The sequence below is a fragment of the Microbacterium sp. MMO-56 genome (assembly GCF_037146215.1).
Classification (GTDB): domain Bacteria; phylum Actinomycetota; class Actinomycetes; order Actinomycetales; family Microbacteriaceae; genus Microbacterium.
Genome location: NZ_JBBCVW010000017.1, coordinates 25022 through 42709, shown reverse-complemented (window position 1 = coordinate 42709; position 17688 = coordinate 25022). Strand labels below are relative to the sequence as shown.

At 71.0% G+C, this 17688-nt stretch carries 16 protein-coding genes, 3 tRNA genes and 1 other RNA gene; 11 read left to right on the top strand and 9 right to left on the bottom strand.

Translation table 11 applies throughout. The features are described from left to right. Positions 1-5: 5 nt before the first annotated feature. The 3 genes from rnpB to WFI00_RS14305 form a co-directional block, all read right to left on the bottom strand. Positions 6-370: RNase P RNA component class A (rnpB, locus tag WFI00_RS14315), an RNA gene on the bottom strand. Between the two features lie 33 nt (positions 371-403). Beyond that, positions 404-2113 carry a bifunctional 3'-5' exonuclease/DNA polymerase gene (locus tag WFI00_RS14310; RefSeq protein WP_336632987.1) on the bottom strand — a complete coding sequence of 570 codons (1710 nt, stop codon included), beginning with the start codon at positions 2111-2113 and terminating at the stop codon, positions 404-406. A gap of 13 nt (positions 2114-2126) precedes the next feature. Then, positions 2127-2858, bottom strand: a complete 732-nt coding sequence (locus WFI00_RS14305) for a zinc ribbon domain-containing protein (protein ID WP_336632986.1) — start codon at positions 2856-2858, stop codon at positions 2127-2129. A 106-nt stretch (positions 2859-2964) separates the two neighbouring features. Between WFI00_RS14305 and WFI00_RS14300 the strand changes: the two genes are divergently transcribed. The 3 genes from WFI00_RS14300 (at position 2965) to WFI00_RS14290 (ending at position 5224) form a co-directional block, all read left to right on the top strand. Beyond that, positions 2965-4467, top strand: coding sequence for an amino acid permease (locus WFI00_RS14300; protein WP_336632985.1), 1503 nt, complete (start codon positions 2965-2967; stop codon positions 4465-4467). A gap of 117 nt (positions 4468-4584) precedes the next feature. Next, positions 4585-4657 (top strand) — tRNA-Val (locus WFI00_RS14295). Positions 4658-4711: 54 nt separating this feature from the next. After that, on the top strand, positions 4712-5224 hold the full coding sequence (locus WFI00_RS14290) for a ClbS/DfsB family four-helix bundle protein (RefSeq protein WP_336632984.1): 513 nt from the start codon (positions 4712-4714) through the stop codon (positions 5222-5224). Here WFI00_RS14290 and WFI00_RS14285 read toward each other — a convergent pair. After that, positions 5221-6015, bottom strand: a complete 795-nt coding sequence (locus WFI00_RS14285; RefSeq protein WP_336632983.1) for an MOSC domain-containing protein — start codon at positions 6013-6015, stop codon at positions 5221-5223. The two genes, WFI00_RS14290 and WFI00_RS14285, sit on opposite strands and share 4 nt — an antisense overlap. Before the next feature lie 159 nt (positions 6016-6174). On the opposite strand from WFI00_RS14285, the gene aceE reads away from it, so the two are divergent. From aceE to WFI00_RS14255, 6 genes are all read left to right on the top strand, one after another. Then, a complete protein-coding gene (aceE, locus tag WFI00_RS14280) occupies positions 6175-8904 on the top strand; it encodes a pyruvate dehydrogenase (acetyl-transferring), homodimeric type (protein WP_336632982.1) in 2730 nt (909 codons plus the stop codon). Positions 8905-8912: 8 nt separating this feature from the next. After that, complete coding sequence (locus WFI00_RS14275; RefSeq protein WP_336632981.1) at positions 8913-10124, top strand: PucR family transcriptional regulator; 1212 nt, start codon at positions 8913-8915, stop codon at positions 10122-10124. 102 nt (positions 10125-10226) lie between these two features. Continuing rightward, entirely contained in the window at positions 10227-11147 is a 921-nt protein-coding gene (locus WFI00_RS14270; protein ID WP_336632980.1) for an ACP S-malonyltransferase, read from the top strand. Beyond that, a complete protein-coding gene (locus tag WFI00_RS14265; protein ID WP_336632979.1) occupies positions 11144-12145 on the top strand; it encodes a beta-ketoacyl-ACP synthase III in 1002 nt (333 codons plus the stop codon). The genes WFI00_RS14270 and WFI00_RS14265 overlap by 4 nt, the downstream gene beginning before the upstream one ends. A gap of 79 nt (positions 12146-12224) precedes the next feature. Beyond that, complete coding sequence (locus WFI00_RS14260; RefSeq protein WP_005049448.1) at positions 12225-12473, top strand: acyl carrier protein; 249 nt, start codon at positions 12225-12227, stop codon at positions 12471-12473. 71 nt (positions 12474-12544) lie between these two features. After that, positions 12545-13783, top strand: coding sequence for a beta-ketoacyl-[acyl-carrier-protein] synthase family protein (locus tag WFI00_RS14255; RefSeq protein ID WP_336632978.1), 1239 nt, complete (start codon positions 12545-12547; stop codon positions 13781-13783). 161 nt (positions 13784-13944) lie between these two features. Here WFI00_RS14255 and WFI00_RS14250 read toward each other — a convergent pair whose 3' ends face one another. The 3 genes from WFI00_RS14250 to WFI00_RS14240 all read right to left on the bottom strand — a co-directional run bounded on the left by WFI00_RS14250 (position 13945) and on the right by WFI00_RS14240 (position 15739). Beyond that, complete coding sequence (locus WFI00_RS14250; protein ID WP_336632977.1) at positions 13945-14457, bottom strand: DUF3145 domain-containing protein; 513 nt, start codon at positions 14455-14457, stop codon at positions 13945-13947. 119 nt (positions 14458-14576) lie between these two features. Further along, positions 14577-14654 (bottom strand) — tRNA-Ile (locus WFI00_RS14245). Between the two features lie 14 nt (positions 14655-14668). Continuing rightward, a complete protein-coding gene (locus tag WFI00_RS14240) occupies positions 14669-15739 on the bottom strand; it encodes a DMT family transporter (protein ID WP_336632976.1) in 1071 nt (356 codons plus the stop codon). A 42-nt stretch (positions 15740-15781) separates the two neighbouring features. On the opposite strand from WFI00_RS14240, the gene def reads away from it, so the two are divergent. Both def and WFI00_RS14230 read left to right on the top strand, forming a co-directional pair. After that, positions 15782-16348, top strand: coding sequence for a peptide deformylase (gene def, locus WFI00_RS14235; RefSeq protein WP_336632975.1), 567 nt, complete (start codon positions 15782-15784; stop codon positions 16346-16348). Between the two features lie 72 nt (positions 16349-16420). Next, positions 16421-16651, top strand: a complete 231-nt coding sequence (locus WFI00_RS14230) for a hypothetical protein (RefSeq protein ID WP_336632974.1) — start codon at positions 16421-16423, stop codon at positions 16649-16651. 62 nt (positions 16652-16713) lie between these two features. Here the strand turns inward: WFI00_RS14230 and WFI00_RS14225 are convergent. Both WFI00_RS14225 and WFI00_RS14220 read right to left on the bottom strand, forming a co-directional pair. Beyond that, a tRNA-Asn gene (locus tag WFI00_RS14225) sits at positions 16714-16786 on the bottom strand. Between the two features lie 70 nt (positions 16787-16856). After that, complete coding sequence (locus WFI00_RS14220; RefSeq protein ID WP_336632973.1) at positions 16857-17618, bottom strand: ATP-binding cassette domain-containing protein; 762 nt, start codon at positions 17616-17618, stop codon at positions 16857-16859. Positions 17619-17688: the final 70 nt, after the last annotated feature.

The following is a 17688-nucleotide window of genomic DNA, read 5'->3' as shown; positions in this document are numbered from 1 at the left end:
GCGGGCGAATGGGCCGGCCTGTACGCCGGGTTCTGTCCGGGAGCTCGCGCTCCGTGGACGGTCATCTCTCTCGGCGACACGTTGCCGTGCCGCTCCAGCGGTCTACCCGGGGACTCGGCGGGCCGCGTCGGCATCCCCTGTCTGACCTTGCTCCGGGCGAGGTTTACCGTGCGGGTCGTGTCACCACGACCCCGGTGGTCTCTTACACCACCCTTTCACCCTTACCGATGCCTCGCGGCACCGGCGGTCTGCTCTCTGTGGCACTGTCTCGCGGATCACTCCGGGTGGGTGTTACCCACCGCCCTGCCCTGTGGAGCCCGGACGTTCCTCGGTGCGGGCGGACCCGCAACGCGACCGTCCAGCCGACCCATTCGCCCCCTCAGTCTATCGGCCGCCGCCCGGCTCACGCCTTGGCGGCGTCGGCCGTGATGCGCAGATCGAGGGGGAAGTCGATCGGGAACCCGCCGAACAGCAGCGACGCCGCCCGGTTCGCGGACTCCCGCACGGCCGCCGCCACCGCCTCCGCATGCGCCGCCGGCGTGTGCACGATGATCTCGTCGTGCAGGAAGAAGCACAGGTGCGCCCTCCGCGAGAACACGGCACCGGAGGCGTCGGCGGCATCCCCGTCCTCCACGGGGGGCATCTCTCCGAGCACGCGGCGCAGATCGGCGAGCCAGGCGAGCGCCCACTCCGCGGCGGTGCCCTGCACGACGAAGTTGCGGGTGAAGCGCCCACGATCCCGCGCCGCACGCCGGGCCCGCTCACGATCGGGCTCGCCGGCATCGGGCGCCCCGGCGCGGTCCTGCACCGCTCGCCACCCCGCCGACGCCGCGGGGCTGGTGCGCCCGAGCCACGTGCTGACCGTGCCGCCCTCCTCGCCGGTGCGCGCGGCGGCGTCGACGAGCCCCATCGCGCGGGGATAGGCCCGGCGCAGCGCGGGCACGAGCCGGCCGCTGTCCCCCGTCGTGGCGCCGTACATGGCACCGAGCATCGCGATCTTCGCGTCAGCGCGCGTGGAGACCGCGCCGCCCGCGACGACGCCGTCGTAGAGATCGCGTCCACGTGCGGCATCGGCCAGGGCGAGGTCGCCGGAGAGAGCGGCGAGAACCCGGGGCTCGAGCTGAGCCACATCGGCGACGACCAGCATCCACCCCGGGTCCGCCCGCACCGCGGGGCGGAGCTGACGCGGCAGCTGCAGCGCTCCCCCGCCCGAGGACGCCCATCGCCCGGTGACCACGCCCCCGGGGACGTAGACGGGGCGGAACCGGCCCTCGCGCGCCCACTCGTCGAGCCAGGTCCATCCGTTCGCGCTCAGCAGACGCGTCAGCTTCTTGTACTGCAGGAGCGGGGCGATCGCGGGGTGGTCGTACTCCGCCAGCTCCCAGCGGCTCGTCGTCCGCGCGAGGACGCCCACACGATGGAGGCTGCGCAGCAGCTTCGGCTGGGAGTCGAGGCCGGCCGACGGATCCCCCAGCGCAGCGCGCACCGCTGCGGCGAGCTCCTGGACGCGCGCGGGCGCCGCGCCCGCCGCGGGGCGGGGTCCCAGCGCCTCCTCGAGGATCCGCTCGTGCACGGCGCGACTCCACGGCACCCCCGCAGCCGTCAGCTCGGCCGCGAGCAGCGCCCCCGCGGACTCGGCCGCCAGCAGCAGGCGGAGTCGACCGGGGTCGGTCGCGGTCGCGACCGCGTCCTGCTGACGCAGGAACTCCGCCAGCACCGCGTCGGGATCGTCCGGCACGCCCGCCGCACCGGTGTCGAGGTCGAACAGCGCCGGCGCGCCGAGGTCCGGCTCGGCGGCCGGGGAGGCATCCCAGGCCGTCGTCGCGCGGACGTCCGCCCTCGTGACCAGCGCGCTCGACCGGACGATCGCACGGCTCAGCCGCAGGTCGTGGCATCGCTCGACGACGATCCCCGCCGCGAGCAGGTCGGGGTACCACCGGCCCGTGTCGCTCCACACCCACCGGGTCTCGCCACCGGTCGCGGATGCCTCCGCACGCCACTGCTCACGGGTGCACCGCCGGCGACGCAGCTCCGCCAGGTCGTCGGCGAGGTCGACCACCACCGTGGCGTCGCCGTCGCGGGCGACGATCCTCCATCGCGGCGACGGTGTCATCGCCGCCGTCTGCTCACAGTCCCGACTCGTCCGACCGCACGAGGATGCCTCCGCACTCGGGACACATCACGACGTCGTCGTCGGCGGCCTCGCGGAGGGCCTGCAGATCCGTTCCCGAGAGCACCATGTGGCAGCCCTCGCACGTCCGTCGCCGCAGCAGACCTGCACCCACACCCCGCGCGGCGAGCCGGTCGTAGAGCGCGAGCAGGTCGGACGGCACCTGCTCCGCGAGGGCCGCGCGGTCGCGCGCCGCGGCCTCGCCGGTCGCCGTCGCGCGCGCCACCGCCGCCTTCCCCTCGGCGCTGATCCGTGCGCCCTCCTCGTTCGTCGCGGCGATCACGGCCTCCTGCGCCGCGACGGCGGCATCGGCGGATTCGAGCCGTTCCATGATCTCCAGCTCGGCGTCCTCGAGGTCGCTCTTGCGCTTCGCGAGGGAGGCGAGCTCGTGCTCGAGACCCTGCGCCTCCTTGACGTTGGCGCTCACCGCGAGACGTTCGGTGTCGCGTGCGACGCGAGCGTCGACGAGGGCCACGTCGGATTCGAGCCGCGACAGCTCGGCGCGCGCGTCGTCACGATCGCCCAGGAGGCGCGTCAGCTCGGCAGACTGCGCCTGGCGCTGGGCGAGCAGCTCGTTCACCCGTGCCGTCTGCTCGGGGTTGCGTCGCTGGTGGTCGGCGGCGCGGATGGTCGCATCCAGACGCGCGACATCGATGAGGAGCAGCTGGTCGGCGGGGCGGGCTTTCACCCGTCCAATCTATCGTTTCCCCCCGGCGCGGGACCTCCCGGCGCCGGGGCGATCCGACTAGCATGTGGTCCCTGATGCCCGCCGGCGTCCATCGAGGGGAGCCGCCATGAGCGTGATGCGTACCAAGTCGGTCGAACGGTCCATCGCCGACACGGAGGAACCGGAGTTCCGGCTGCGCAAGTCCCTGTCGGCGCTCGATCTCACCGTCTTCGGCGTCGGCGTCGTGATCGGCGCGGGCATCTTCACCCTGACCGGGCGCGCCGCGCACGAGGTCGCCGGGCCCGCGATCGTCGTGAGCTTCGTCGTCGCCGCGATCGCCTGCGCGCTCGCGGCGATGTGCTACGCCGAGTTCGCCTCGACGGTGCCCGTGTCGGGCTCGGCCTACACGTTCTCGTACGCCTCCCTCGGGGAGCTGTTCGCGTGGATCATCGGGTGGGATCTGATCCTCGAGATGTTCCTCGGGGCGAGCGTCGTCGCACAGGGATGGAGCGCCTACCTCGGGGTGCTGATGGAGCAGCTCGGTGCGCCGATCCCCGCCGCGATCGGCTACGGCGGGACGGTCGATGTGATGGCCATCCTGCTGGTCGTCGTCCTCGGCATCCTCATGACCCTGGGCATCCGCGAATCGATGCGCGTGAACCTCGTGCTCGTCGGGGTCAAGCTCTTCATCGTGCTGTTCGTGATCGTCGCCGGGATCATGTTCGTGAACCCCGCCAACTACTCGCCGTTCGTGCCGGATGCCGCCCCGCGCGAGACCGCGACGGGCCTCACCCAGCCGCTCCTGCAGTTCTTCTCCGGCATCGAGCCCATGGCGTTCGGGGTGGGCGGCATCTTCGCCGGCGCCGCTCTGGTGTTCTTCGCCTACATCGGCTTCGACGTCGTGGCCACGACCGCGGAAGAGACGCGCAACCCGCAGCGTGACATGCCGATCGGCATCATCGCGTCGCTGGCGATCTGCACCATCCTGTACTGCGCGGTCGCCCTCGTGGTGACCGGCATGGTCCCCTACGACCAGCTCGACCCGGCGGCCGCCCTGGCGAACGCCTTCGCGCACCACGGGCAGACCTGGATGGCGACAGTGATCTCGGCGGGTGCGGTGGCCGGTCTCACCACGGTCGTCCTCACCCTCCTCATCGGCGCGACGCGCATCATCTTCGCGATGTCCCGGGACCACCTGCTGCCGGGCGGGCTCGCGCGCGTGCATCCGACGCGGCGCACGCCGTGGCTCATCTCGATCATCGTGACCGTCATCGTGGCGGTCGTCGCCGGTCTCACGCCGGTCGGCGTGCTCGAGGAGATGGTGAACATCGGGACGCTGTCCGCCTTCGTGCTCGTCTCGGTCGGCGTCGTGGTGCTGCGTCGCACCCGTCCGGACCTGAAGCGCGGCTTCCGGGTGCCCTGGAGCCCGTTCCTCCCCATCCTGTCCGCCGCCGTCTGCACCTATCTGATGCTGAACCTCACCGTCGAGACCTGGCTGCGGTTCCTCGTCTGGCTCGTCATCGGGTTCGTCGTGTACTTCTCGTACTCCCACCGGAACTCGCGGCTCGGCAAGGACGCCCACCCCTACCTCAACCCCGCGGAGCCGCGGGTCGTCGGCCGCGATGGCTGACGCGCCTCGCGCGGCGCATCCGTGTCGCATCTCGTCGTTCTGCATCGCCTACAGCGACCGTTTGCGACACATCTGGGCCGCGGCGCGTCCGTGCGCGCCCGTAGACTGACGTCGTCAGGGCCTTTAGCTCAGCTGGTAGAGCGCCACGTTTACACCGTGGATGTCGTCGGTTCGATCCCGGCAGGGCCCACATCCACCCTCGCGGGAGCGCGACGCGACGAGGGCGTTCCGGAGGAGGTCCGACGTGGGAGTCCCGCAGAGCAAGGCGGAGCTCGTGCGCGCGGTGACGATCGGATACGACCGGCTCGCCGTCGACCTCGCCCACGTCCCGGAGGACGCCGCACGCGAGCGGACGATGCCGGGCCACGCGCGCGGCACCCGGATGTCGCCGGCAGACCTGGTCGCCTACCTGATCGGGTGGAACGAGCTCGTCCTCTCCTGGCATGAGCAGCGCGCCGCCGGCATCGAACCGGCGTTCCCCGCCGAGGGATACCGGTGGAACCAGCTGGGCGAGCTCGCGGAGAGCTTCTACGCTCGGGGGGCCGATCTCGCCTGGGCGGAGCTCATCGCGCGCTTCGACCGCGCCGAGAAGGCGATCCTCGCCCTGATCGACGGGCTCGACGACGACGCGCTCTACGGTGCGCCGTGGTACGGGACCCACACCGCGGGCCGGATGATCCAGCTCAACACGTCCTCCCCCTACGCCAACGCCCGCACGCGGCTGCGGCGGTGGCTGCGGGAGCGCGACGCCCGCTAGTCGACTCGCACGTCGTCGCCCACCCGGATGCGGCCGCCGCCCGAGACCGGCAGCAGCAGGCGCCCGAGCGTCGGCTTCTGCTGGCCGAACCGGCGGGTCAGGGCCGTGAGGATCGGCGCGTCCCGTTCGCCGGTGTCCGGGTTCGCGTGCGTGGCGAGGCAGCGGACGATCGGCCCTTGCGGGGCGAAGAGCACGTCGCCGATGCGCACCGGTCCGCTCCAGTCGAGCTCGGACCAGGCCGCGGCACCGGCGATGACGACGTTCGAGCGGAATCGCCGGTCGTCGACGGATGCCGGGAGCGCCGCGTCCAGGGCCTCGGCGCTCTCGCGGGTGTGCACCGACACGAAGCCGCGCGCCCGGTCCTGGAACCGCGACGTGACCCCGTCGCCCACGAGCACGAGAGGCAGCCGTCCCGGCGCCTGCAAGCGCGCGGCATCCGGCGAGGAGAGCACGTACTGGGTGACGGTGTCCACGAGGAGGCGGCGTTCCGGCTCGTCGATGCCCGCCTCGACGAGCACCTGCGACCCCAGGGCGACCCGCACGCGACGCTCGGCGTCGTCGTACGCCACCGACAGACGCGCGAGCGAGGGGAAGTCTTGCAGCGCGAGGCCCTTCGATTTCGGCCAGTAGTCGAGACCGTCGCGCTCCTCCGGCCGGGCGGCGTCGGCGAACCGGAACGCGAGCACCCGGTCCCCCGCGATCCGGCCGTCCTCCTGCACCTCGAGCTCGTCGCGCGTCTCGGGCGTGAAGCCCTTGACGGGGTGGCGGAAGAGGGCGACGACGTGCGGCACGACGTCCAGTCTGTCAGCCGCGTCGGAGTCGGGAAACGCATCCGACCGGTCTCGGATTGTGACTAGGCTGATCCAGGGACGCGTCGTGGACGCTGCACAACGCCGCGCGCTCCCGAAGCCCCTACCTGGCACGATCTGCCAGATGACGAAAGGTGTCTCGTGACGGTCAACGATCAGGATCCGTACTCGCAGGGCCCGCAGGACAGCGATCCCGAAGAGACGCACGAGTGGCAGGAATCGCTCCAGCAGCTCGTCGACAGCAAGGGCGCCGGCCGCGGCCGCGAGATCATGCTGAGCCTCCTGCACAAGTCGCACGAGCTTCAGCTGAACGTGCCGCAGGTGCCCGTCACGGACTACATCAACACGATCGCTCCGGAGAACGAGCCCGAGTTCCCCGGCGACGAGGAGCTCGAACGCCGCTACCGCCGGTGGATCCGCTGGAACGCCGCCATCACGGTGCACCGCGCGCAGCGTCCCGGCATCGGCGTGGGTGGCCATATCTCGACCTACGCGTCGTCCGCCTCGCTCTATGAAGTCGGCTTCAACCACTTCTTCCGGGGTCTGGACGCGCCCTCCGGCGGCGACCAGATCTTCATCCAGGGCCACGCCTCCCCCGGCATCTACGCCCGGTCCTTCCTCGAAGGCCGGCTCACCGAGGACCAGCTCGACGGCTTCCGCCAGGAGAAGTCGAAGGCGCCGGACGCCGTCCCCTCCTACCCGCACCCGCGCCTCATGCCGCACTACTGGCAGTTCCCGACGGTGTCGATGGGTCTCGGGCCGATCAACGCCATCTACCAGGCGATGACGAACAAGTACCTCACCAACCGCGGCATCAAGGACGTCTCCGACTCGCACGTATGGGCGTTCCTCGGCGACGGCGAGATGGACGAGGTCGAGTCGCGCGGTCAGCTGCAGGTCGCCGCCAACGAGGGCCTCGACAACCTCACCTTCGTCGTGAACTGCAACCTGCAGCGCCTCGACGGTCCCGTGCGCGGAAACGGCAAGATCATCCAGGAGCTCGAGGCGTTCTTCCGCGGTGCGGGCTGGAACGTCATCAAGGTCGTCTGGGGCCGCGGATGGGACGAGCTGCTCGAGGTCGACACCGACGGCGCGCTCGTGCGCCTCATGAACACGACGCCGGACGGCGACTTCCAGACCTACCGCGCCGAGGACGGCAAGTTCATCCGCGACCACTTCTTCGGTCGCGACGAGCGCACCGCGGCGATGGTCAAGGACTGGTCCGACCAGGACATCTGGGGCAAGCTGCGCCGCGGCGGTCTCGACTACCAGAAGCTCTACGCCGCCTACAAGGCCGCGACCGAGCACAAGGGCCAGCCCACGGTCATCCTCGCCAAGACCATCAAGGGCTACGGCCTCGGTCATCACTTCGAGGGGCGCAACGCGACCCACCAGATGAAGAAGATGACCCTCGAGGACCTCAAGCACTTCCGCGACTCGATGCGCATCCCGATCTCCGACGCCCAGCTCGAGGAGAACCCCTACCTGCCCCCGTACTACAACCCGGGGCTGGAGAACGAGACGATCCAGTACATGGTCGAGAAGCGTCGTTCGCTGCAGGGCTTCCTGCCCGAGCGCCGCACGCACCACGTGCCGATCAGCCTGCCGGACGAGAGCGCCTACGCGATGCCGAAGAAGGGCTCGGGCACGCAGGAGATCGCGACCACCATGGCGTTCGTCCGCCTGCTGAAGGACCTGCTGCGCGCGAAGGACTTCGGGAACCGGATCGTCCCGATCATCCCCGACGAGGCCCGTACGTTCGGCCTCGACGCCTTCTTCCCGACCGCGAAGATCTACAACCCCAACGGGCAGAACTACACGTCGGTGGACCGCGAACTGCTGCTCGCCTACAAGGAGAGCCCGCAGGGCCAGATCATGCACGTCGGCATCAACGAGGCCGGTGCGATGGCGGCGTTCACCGGCACGGGCACCGCGTACTCCACGCACGGCGAGCCGCTCATCCCCGTCTACATCTTCTACTCGATGTTCGGCTTCCAGCGCACGGGCGACGCCCAGTGGGCGGCGGGCGACCAGATGGCGCGCGGATTCATCATGGGCGCCACCGCGGGACGCACCACCCTGACCGGTGAGGGCCTGCAGCACGCGGACGGCCACTCGCACCTTCTCGCCTCCACGAATCCGGCGACGGTCTCGTACGACCCCGCCTACGGCTACGAGATCGCCCACATCGTGCGTGCCGGCATCGACCGGATGTACGGTGGCAACCACCCCGAGCCGGACGTGATGTACTACATCACCCTGTACAACGAGCCGATCGTGCAGCCCGCCGAACCGGAGAACGTCGACGCCGAGGGCATCGTCCGCGGCATCCACCGCATCTCGGAGGGCTCGGGCGACGGCAACCGCGTACAGCTCCTCGCCTCCGGCGTGGGCGTGCCGTGGGCGCTCGAGGCCCAGCAGCTCCTCGCTCAGGACTGGGGCATCGCGGCGGACGTCTGGTCGGTCACCAGCTGGACGGAGCTGCGCCGCGACGGTCTCGCCGCCGACGAGCACAACTTCCTGAACCCGCTGGCGGAGCCGCGCACCGCCTACCTCACCGAGAAGCTGCGGGGCAGCCAGGGCCCGGTGGTCGCGGTGAGCGACTACATGCACGCGGTGCAGGATCAGATCCGCCCCTGGGTTCCGGCACGCTTCGCCACGCTCGGTGCGGACGGCTTCGGCTTCTCCGACACGCGCGCCGCCGCACGTCGGTACTTCAAGATCGACGGACCGTCCATCGTGGTCCGCGCCCTCCAGGCACTCGCCGAGGACGGCGCGGTCGACCGCGCTCTCTCGGCGCAGGCGATCGAGAAGTACCGGCTGCACGATGTCGCCGCCGGAACGAGCGGGAACGCAGGCGGCGAGAGCTGACCGGCTCGATGCCCGCCCGCCCCACCCCCCAGGAGAAGGCGGAGACCCTCGCCTGGCTGCGGCGGATCTCCGGCGACCTGGCGACGGCCACGATCAAGCGGCTCGAAGAGTCCTTGCCGTGGTACGCCGACATGCCTCCGGCGCGTCGGTCGTCGGTCGGACTCGTGGCGCAGGCGGGCATCGCCTCGTTCATCCAGTGGTACGAGGATCCGCAGTCGACGCCGTGGATCGCGGCGGACATCTTCGCCGCCGCGCCGCGGGAGCTGCTGCGGAGCGTGAGCCTCACACAGACGCTGCAACTGATCCGCGTGACGGTCGCGGTCACCGAGGAGCGCGTCGCCGGGCGCGCGGAGGACCTGCGCGAGAGCATCCTCCTGTTCTCCCGCGAGGTCGCCTTCGCCTCGGCGGACGTCTACGCCCGTGCCGCGGAGGCCCGCGGCCTCTGGGATGCACGCCTGGAGGCGCTCGTCGTCGACTCGATCCTCACCGGCGAAGCCGACGAGGAGCTCCCCAGCCGGATCGCGGCACTCGGCTGGCACGGCCACGGCGAGGTCGCGGTGCTCGTCGGCACGACGCCCGCCCAGTTCGACGTCGACCAGTTGCGTCGGCTCGCCCGCAAGACCGGCGTCGACGTCCTCATCGGCGTCCAGGGCTCACGCCTCGTGCTCGTCATCGGGCGCTCCGACGCGGCACCGCGCGAGGATGCCCGTGACGCGCTGCCCTTCGTCGAGATCGCACGCCGATTGGAGCCGGGCTTCGGCGCGGGGCACCTGGTGCTCGGTCCGACCGTGCCGGCCCTGGTCGACGCGGGTCTCAGCGCGCGCGCCGCACTCGCCGGTTTCGCCGTCGCCGGCGCCTGGCGGGGTGCGCCGCGACCGGTGGAGGCCGACGACCTGCTGCCCGAGCGGGCCCTCGCGGGCGATTCCGCGGCCAAGGCGACGCTGGTGGAGCGGATCTACCGACCCCTGCAGGCGCATTCCTCGGATCTCGTGACGACCCTGTGGAGCTACCTGGACAACGGCCGCTCGCTGGAGGCGACGGCCCGTGAGCTGTTCGTGCACCCCAACACCGTGCGGTACCGGCTGAAGCGCGTGTCGGACGTGATCGGCTGGGACGCGACGGGGCCGCGCGAAGCGCTGATCCTGCAGACCGCGCTGATCATCGGATCCATCGGCACGGAGGTCACGCGGCGCCGCATCGGCTCACGGCGACCCTCGTGACCGCCGCCGACCCGCGCATGTTGTGGGGCACGCACAAGGCTTCCGCGCTTTGTTGTGACATGAGCCCCAGCATGCGCGACGGGAACTTGGCAGGATAGAGCAGTGATCATCACCGTCTTCCCCGGCCAGGGGTCGCAGACCCCCGGATTCCTCGAGCCCTGGCTCGCCCTCGACGGCGCCCGCGAGCGCCTCGAGCGCTACGCCGCCGACAGCGAGGTCGACCTGATCGCCGCCGGCACCGAGTGGGACGCGGACCGCATCCGCGACACCCAGGTGGCCCAGCCCCTCATCGTCGCCGCGAGTCTCCTGTCGTACGCCGCCCTGACGGACGCCGCGGGCGCGGTCCCCGCCGGCGTCGCCGGGCATTCGGTGGGCGAGGTCGCCGCGCTCGTCGCGGCGGGGGTGGTCTCCGACGACGACGGCATGCGCCTGGTCGGTCGGCGCGGCCGCGCGATGGCCGAAGCGGCCGCGACTGCCGAGACCGGCATGAGCGCCGTGCTCGGCGGCGACCGCGACGCCGTGCTCGCCCGGCTGGACGAGCTCGGCCTGACCCCCGCCAACCACAACGGGGCCGGTCAGATCGTCGCCGCGGGAGCGTTCGACGCCCTCGCCGCGTTGGCCGCCTCGCCCGTCGCGGGCAGCCGTGTCATCCCGCTGCAGGTCGCCGGCGCCTTCCACACCGACGTCATGGCGCCCGCGGTGGAGACCCTGCGCGCCGCGGCGGCCGACACGCCCGTGGCGGATCCGTCGCTGACGCTCTGGACCAACAGCGACGGCAGCATCGTCGCCTCGGGGAGCGAGGCCGTCGACCTGCTCGTACGCCAGGTCGCCTCGCCGGTCCGGTGGGACCTGTGCATGGAGTCCTTCGCGGCGGCCGGCGTCACGGGCATCATCGAGATGGCCCCCGCGGGCACCCTCACCGGCCTGGCGAAGCGCGCGCTGCGCGGCGTGCCCACCGTCGCCGTCAAGACACCCGATGACCTCGCGGCCGCGGTCGCGCTGCTGACAGGAGAATCCGCGTGAGCATCACCCTCACCCAGCCCACGGGCCCCGCCCACACGCGCATCTACGCCTACGGAGCCGCCCGCGGTGAGAACGCCGTCCCCAACGACGACCTCGTCGGCCCGATCGATTCGAGCGACGAGTGGATCCGTCAGCGCACGGGCATCGTCACGCGCATGCGTGCCGACGCCGGCACGACGGCGATCGATCTCGCGTCCGACGCCGCCGCCGAGGCCGTCGCGCGCTCGGGCGTGGACCCCGACCTGATCGACGCCGTGATCGTCGCCACGATCTCCAACCCGAAGCAGACGCCGTCGGTCTCGGCGATCGTCGCCGACCGGATCGGCGCGAATCCGGCCGCCGCCTACGACATCAACGCCGCCTGCGCGGGCTTCGCCTACGGCGTCGCCCAGGCCGACGCCCTCATCCGCGGTGGTGTCGCGAACTACGCCGTCGTCGTGGGTGCCGAGAAGCTCAGCGACATCGTCGACCCGACGGATCGGTCGATCTCGTTCCTCCTCGGCGACGGAGCCGGCGCGGTCGTCGTCGGTCCCAGCGAGTTCGCGGGCATCGGTCCGACGGTCTGGGGCTCCGACGGCTCCAAGGCCGACGCCGTGGGCATGAACCACACCCTCGTCGAGTTCCGCGACGGAGCCGCCCCGTGGCCCACCCTCCGGCAGGAGGGGCCGACGGTCTTCCGCTGGGCCGTCTGGGAGATGGTGAAGGTCGCCCGGCAGGCGCTGGACGCGGCCGGAGTCCAGACCTCCGACCTGGCGGCGTTCGTGCCCCATCAGGCGAACATGCGCATCATCGACGAGTTCGCCAAGCAGCTCGGGCTCCCCGAGACCGTCGTGATCGGTCGCGACATCGAGACGACCGGCAACACGTCGGCGGCATCGATCCCGCTGGCCACCCATCGTCTGCTGGAGGAGCACCCCGAACTGTCGGGGGGCCTCGCTCTGCAGATCGGCTTCGGCGCCGGTCTCGTCTTCGGTGCACAGGTCGTCGTCCTTCCGTGACGGCGGTCGCCGCGCACCTAGACTGAACGACGACCCGCCGGGTCCAACCCATCCCCTACCCCGACACAAGGAGAATCCCATGGCATTCAGCAACGACGAGGTCCTCGCCGGGCTCGCCGAGCTCATCACCGACGAGACGGGCATCTCGGCCGACGAGGTCGCGCTGGAGAAGTCCTTCACGGACGACCTCGACATCGACTCGATCTCGATGATGACGATCGTCGTCAACGCCGAGGAGAAGTTCGGCGTGACCATCCCGGACGAAGAGGTCAAGAACCTCAAGACGGTCGGCGACGCCGTCACCTTCATCACCACCAACCAGGCCTGACACCCGCTGCGGGCGGCCTTGATCGCTGACGGTGGGGGCGCATGCCCCCACCGGAGCATCACGAGGAGACCATGAGCAATCCCCGAATCGTCGTCACCGGCATCGGCGCGTCGAGCCCCATCGGCGGCACGGCACCCGACAGCTGGTCGGCGCTGCTGGCCGGCGCCTCCGGCGCTCGCACCCTCGAGTACGACTGGGTGGAGCAGTACAACCTGCCCGTGACCTTCGCCGCACAGGCCGCCGTCCGCGCGGACACGATCCTCGAGCGCCCCATCGCGAAGCGACTCGACCCGTCGTCGCAGTTCGCCCTCGTCGCCGCGATGGAGGCCTGGGCGGACGCGGGAAGCCCGGAGGTCGACCCCGAACGGCTCGGCGTCGACTTCGCGACCGGCATCGGCGGCCTCTGGACCCTGCTGGACGCGTGGGACACGCTGCGCGAGAAGGGTCCGCGTCGGGTGCTCCCGATGACGGTGCCGATGCTCATGCCGAACGCCGCGGCCGGGAACCTGTCGCTGCACTTCGGGGCCCGCGCGTACGCGCGCACGGTCGCGAGTGCGTGCGCCTCGAGCACGGAGTCGATCGTCAACGCGATCGAGCACCTGCGCGACGGGCTCGCCGACGTCGTCATCGCCGGCGGCACCGAGTCGGTGATCCACCCGGTCACGATCGCCTCCTTCTCCTCGATGCAGGCCCTCTCCAAGCGCAACGACTCCCCCGAGACGGCGTCGCGCCCGGGCAGCATCGACCGCGACGGCTTCGTCATGGGCGAAGGAGCGGCTGCCCTCATCCTTGAGACCGAGGAGCACGCCAAGGCTCGCGGCGCGAAGATCTACGCCGCCGTCGTCGGCGGCGGCGTCACCGCGGACTCGTACCACATCACCGCGAACGACCCGGACGGAGCCGGCGCAGCCCGCGCCGTCCGTCTCGCGCTCGAGATGGCGGGCGCGTCGCCCGACGATGTGACCCACATCAACGCCCACGCGACCTCCACACCGGTCGGCGACCCGAACGAGTACGTCGCGCTCAAGACCGTGTTCGGCGATCGCATCGACGAGATCCCGGTGTCGGCGACCAAGGCGTCCACCGGCCACCTCCTGGGCGGCACCGGCGCGCTCGAGGCGATCTTCACCATCCAGGCGCTGCGCGATCGCCTGGCTCCGCCGACGATCAACATCACCGAGCAGGACCCCGCGGTACCGTTCCGGATCTCCGGCGAACCCACCCCGCTGGGCTCGGGCGACCAGTTGGCGATCAGCAACTCCTTCGGGTTCGGCGGCCACAACGCCGTCGTCGCGTTCGCCTCGGTGTGAACCGCTGAGGCACGCGACGAAGGGCCCCTCCGTGAAGCCGACGGAGGGGCCCTTCGCTGTGAGGCGGCCGGTACGCGATCCCCGTCCCCGGGAAGCCGTCCGAGGCAGGTACGAGCGCTCTCCTGCCGCCTGGTCTGTGGAGTTGTGAGCCCGGAGCCCGCTCAGCCGACCTTGTGGAGCCACACGACGGGCGCGTCGTCGCTCGCGTGGCGGAACGGCTCGAGCTCCTCGTCCCAGGCGGAGCCGAGCGCGACCTGGAGCTCACGCTGCAGCTCCGCGAGGTCGCCGGCGGCGATCTCCATCGCGTAGCGGATGCGATCCTCGCCGATGACGACGTTGCCGGCGGTGTCGGTCTGCGCGAAGTGGATCCCCAGGCCCGGGGTGTGCATCCAGCGCCCGCCGTCGCTGCGCGGTGTCGGATCCTCGCTGACCTCGAAGCGCAGGTGCTCCCAGCCGCGGATCGCCGTGGCCAGTGCAGCTCCCGTCCCCGCGGGGCCTTCCCAGTAGAACTCCGCGCGCCGGCTGCCGCCGAGCACGGGCTGATCGGCCCAGTCGAAGTTGACGGCGCGCCCGAGGGCACGACCGACCGCCCACTCGAGGTGGGGACACAGCGCACGTGGCGCGGAGTGGATGTAGATCACTCCGCGCGCATGTGGGGTCGACGTGGTCGCCATCGCGATTCTCCGTTTCTTCAGGTACGTCTTCCCCTACGACCTGAGTGCCGGATGCGTGGCGGCTATGCGGTTGTGCGCCCATTATCGCCGAAAACGTCGGAGAATCACAACCGTGTCATTGGTAGGGCGGGTGGGACTTGAACCCACGAATTGTCGGGTTATGAGCCCGCTGCCTTAACCAGCTTGGCCACCGCCCCCTGTACGCGGAATCCTATCGCGGCGCCGGATCGTCCCGGTCGCGCACCGGCGGCTCCGGCCAGACCTTCGCCACGGCATCCGTGAGACGCTGCGAGCTCGGAGATGGCTGCTCCGCACCGCTGCCGCGAGGAATCGGGACCTCCTGGCTGTCGCTCACCACCTGGGGATGGTGACGCGCCAGCTGGAAGACTCCGGCGACCGCGAGAGCACCCGCAGCGACGAAACCGACGTACGCGCCCCAGGGCGCCCCGTCCGCCTCGCGCAGCACGGCGAGCCCGATCACGATCGCGACGATCGGATCGATCACGGTGAGACCAGCGATGACGAGGTCCGGCGGCCCGGACGCGTAGGCGGTCTGCACGAAGTAGGCGCCGATCGCGGTCCCCGCCAGCAGGGCGACGATGCAGACGATCGTCAGCCACTCGAAGTCGCCGGAGCGGATGCGGCTGAGGACGACCTTGGCGAGAGTCGCCACGAAGCCGTACATGACGCCAGCGGCGACGATGTAGAAGAGGGCGCCCATGCGGGTGCGCAGCCACAGCCAGAGTCCCGTCACGACGATCGCGACGACCGCGAGGATGACCAGAACCGTGATGAGCTGTGCGTCGCTGATCGGGGTCTCGGTCGCGTACAGCGCGGCGATCGTGACGAAGACGAAGATACCCGCGACGCACAGTCCGATGGCGGACAGCGACCGCCTCGTCGGTTTGAGACCGCTGATCCGGGCGTTCAGAAGCGTCGTGATCACCAGCGACACCGCACCCAGCGGCTGGACGAGGATCAGGGGCGCGAACGACAGCGCCGACAGCTGGCACACGATGGCCAGCCCCAGCATGACGGTCCCCGCCACCCAGGACGGACGCCGCAGGAGGTTCCAGATCTGTCCGCCGGTGAGGCCCGCGCCTCCGTCGGTCGCAGTGAGGCGCTCGACCTTCTGCACCCCGCGGTGCTGGTACTGGGCCCCGAACGACATGAAGACGGCGCCGAGGAGGGCCAGCGGGATGCCGATCAGGATGCCCGGGTCGGCGAAGACACCGACGAGCTTGTCGGTCACGTCTCCGAGGTCGGTCAGGGCGGCTCTCACCCCTCGACACTAACCGCCGGGGCCGGTCGGTAGGCTCAGGACGTGGCTGTTCTTCCGATTCGCATCATGGGCGATCCCGTCCTCCATGCCCCCGCGGCTCCTGTCGCAGAGATCACCGACGAGATCCGTGAGCTGGTCGCCGACATGTACGACACCATGGACGCCGCACCCGGCGTGGGCCTCGCGGCGCCCCAGGTGGGCGTCGGCCTGCGGATCTACACCTACACGTATCAGGACGACGACGGTGCGCCCTGGCGCGGCGAGATCATCAACCCCGAGCTGTGGATGGTGCCGCTGGAGCCGGGCGCCCCCGACCCGGACGAGGAGTCCGAGGGATGCCTGTCGTTCCCGGGCGAGCGCTTCCCCCTGCGGCGGTCGGATCGGGTGCTCGTGACGGGCACCGACCTCGAGGGTGAGCCCGTCCGCATCGAGGTCGACGGCTGGCGCGCCCGCATCATGCAGCACGAGTTCGACCACCTGGACGGCATCCTCTACATCGACCGTCTCGACGACGGCGACTGGAAGACCGTGCAGAAGATCGCCCGCAAGCGCGGCTGGGGTCGGCCCGGCGCCTCCTGGACCCCGGGCATCGACGACCTCGACGCCTGATCGACCCGCCCCCTCGCGCGTCCCCGCATCCCGATGATGGACACCCGGGCGCCGACCTGGGAAGGTGAGGACATGCCGACCCCCCGCAGCAAGAAGACCCTTCCGCGCATCCTCCTGTGGTTCGGGGTGATCTACGCCGTGGTCGTGACCGTCCTCATCATCGTGGGTGTGATGGGTCCCGGTCTCTGGATCACCGTCGCCGCCATGGTCCTCCTGGCGGTGTCCCAGTGGATGACCCTTCGATCGATCGATCGTGCGGCCCCGAAGGCCGACGCCGACGGCGCGGAGACGAGCCGGACCTGACGCTCACGCCGCCGTCGGTGGAAACGAGAAGCGGCCCCAGAGTGGAGTCTGAGGCCGCTTCGCTCCCCGGCTTGGACTCGAACCAAGAACCTGCCGGTTAACAGCCGGCTGCTCTGCCAATTGAGCTACCGAGGATCAGTCACCCGCGAGCGGGCAACCCGTCCATACTAGCAAAGTCCGCGGGGTGCTCGTGCACGCGCACGGGTCACGAGGCGAGGCGTGTCGCCTCGTCCGGCGTCCACAGCAGGTCCGACGTGCCCCGGCCGTAGGCGACCGGGTGACCGGCGCGGAGGACGAGGACGTCCGCGTCGAGCTCGCGCACGGCCTCGGGCTCGTTCGTCACGAGGAGGATCGCCATGGCGCGCTCGTCTCGTCGGCGCAGGAGCGCGTCCCGCGCCGCGCGGCGCACCTCGAGGTCGAGGTTCGCGTAGGGGTCGTCGCCGATGAAGAGGGGCGGCTCCAGCACGAGGGCCCGCGCGAGCGCGACGCGCTGACGCATGCCGGAGCTCAGTTCGTACGGATATTTGGTCGCAGCCCCCAGCGGCAGCTCGAGCTCGTCCAGAAGCCCCGCGACGCGCAGGGCGAGGGCGCGCTCGTTCACGCGCCGGTCCCGGGAGGTGATCGGCTGGCCGATGACCTCCCCGACCGTGAGCCGAGCCGGAAGGTCGGTTCCCGCCCCCTGCGCGAGGTAGCCCGTGACGTAGGAGCGGATCCGCGGCGACCGGCCGCGTGACCGCACCGTGACGCCCTCGACCGAGGCCGACCCTCCACCGACGGTCAGGCCGGGCTCGTCCGCACCTGCCAGCAGGGCGACGACGCTCGACTTGCCCGCACCGGTGGGCCCCATGACGGCCAGCGATCCCCCGGCGTGCAGCCGCAGCGTGATCCCCTCGACGACCCGGGTGCCGCCGCGCGCGACGGTGAGGTCGTCACAGCGGACGGCGAGGTCGCTCGGAGTACGTCGCATGGGGTTCATCCTGCCGCCTTCCGAGCGGATGCGCCAGCGAGGACGACGCGGCGGGCCGCACGGCACCGCC

Bases quoted from the DNA above. Each gene is read 5' to 3' on its own strand.
- WFI00_RS14220 (WP_336632973.1), bottom strand. From the start codon at position 17,618: ATGCGACGTACTCCGAGCGACCTCGCCGTCCGCTGTGACGACCTCACC.
- WFI00_RS14275 (WP_336632981.1), top strand. From the start codon at position 8,913: ATGCCCGCCCGCCCCACCCCCCAGGAGAAGGCGGAGACCCTCGCCTGG.
- WFI00_RS14255 (WP_336632978.1), top strand. From the start codon at position 12,545: ATGAGCAATCCCCGAATCGTCGTCACCGGCATCGGCGCGTCGAGCCCC.
- WFI00_RS14260 (WP_005049448.1), top strand. From the start codon at position 12,225: ATGGCATTCAGCAACGACGAGGTCCTCGCCGGGCTCGCCGAGCTCATC.
- WFI00_RS14230 (WP_336632974.1), top strand. From the start codon at position 16,421: ATGCCGACCCCCCGCAGCAAGAAGACCCTTCCGCGCATCCTCCTGTGG.
- WFI00_RS14250 (WP_336632977.1), bottom strand. From the start codon at position 14,457: ATGGCGACCACGTCGACCCCACATGCGCGCGGAGTGATCTACATCCAC.
- WFI00_RS14300 (WP_336632985.1), top strand. From the start codon at position 2,965: ATGAGCGTGATGCGTACCAAGTCGGTCGAACGGTCCATCGCCGACACG.
- WFI00_RS14310 (WP_336632987.1), bottom strand. From the start codon at position 2,113: ATGACACCGTCGCCGCGATGGAGGATCGTCGCCCGCGACGGCGACGCC.